At 56.9% G+C, this 1117-nt stretch carries 1 protein-coding gene; it reads left to right on the top strand.

Annotation, left to right across the window (positions count from 1 at the left end; genetic code table 11):
• Positions 1 to 1117: M3 family metallopeptidase (locus J5224_RS29265; protein WP_264628579.1), on the top strand; the 1117-nt coding region annotated here is incomplete at both ends.

Below are 1117 nucleotides of genomic sequence, written 5' to 3'. Positions count from 1 at the left end.
GTTATGACCTACTGTGCCAATCAGGCGCTGCGTGAAGAGATGTATCGCGCCTATGCGACCCGCGCCTCCGATCAGGGGCCGAATGCGGGCAAGTGGGATAACAGCGAAGTGATGGCCGAGGCGCTGGCGCTGCGCCATGAACTGGCACAACTGTTGGGCTTTGACAGCTTTGCCGATAAATCCCTTGCCACCAAAATGGCAGAAAATCCGCAGCAGGTGCTGGATTTCCTGAACGATCTGGCGACGCGTGCCCGCCCACAAGGGGAAGCAGAGCTGGAGCAACTGCGCGCCTTCGCCAAAGCGCATCATAACGCTGGCGAACTGCAACCGTGGGACATCACTTACTACAGCGAATTGCAAAAGCAACACCTCTACACCATCAGTGACGAGCAACTGCGCCCTTATTTCCCTGAGCAACGCGCGGTTGAAGGGCTGTTTGAAGTGGTGAAACGCATATACGGCATCACAGCCAAAGAGCGTCACGACGTGGATGTGTGGCACCCGGAAGTGCGTTTCTTTGACCTGTTTGATGAAAGCGGCGAGCAGCGCGGCAGCTTCTATCTCGATCTGTATGCACGCGAGCACAAGCGCGGTGGTGCCTGGATGGGCGACTGTGTCGGGCGTCTGCGCAACAGCAACGGTGAACTGCAAAAACCGGTCGCCTATCTGGTGTGTAACTTCAACCGTCCGGTCAATGGCAAACCCGCACTGTTCACCCATGATGAAGTGATAACGCTGTTCCACGAATTTGGCCACGGTTTGCACCATATGCTGACGCAGATCGATACCGCCGGCGTCGCGGGTACTAACGGTGTACCGTGGGATGCCGTCGAACTGCCGAGCCAGTTTATGGAAAACTGGTGCTGGGAACCGGAAGCGCTGGCGTTCATCTCCGGTCACTACGAAACCGGCGAACCGCTGCCGCAAGCCATGCTGGACAAGATGCTGGCGGCCAAAAATTATCAGGCCGCGCTGTTTATCCTGCGTCAGCTCGAGTTTGGATTGTTCGATTTCCGCCTGCACGCGGAATACGATCCGGCAAAAGGGGCACAAATTCTGCCAACGCTGGTCGATGTCAAAGCCAAGGTTGCGGTGGTGCCAAGCCCAACCTGGAATC

It is taken from the genome of Candidatus Symbiopectobacterium sp. NZEC135, assembly GCF_025962695.1.
This window is presented reverse-complemented; position numbering and strand designations above follow the sequence as displayed.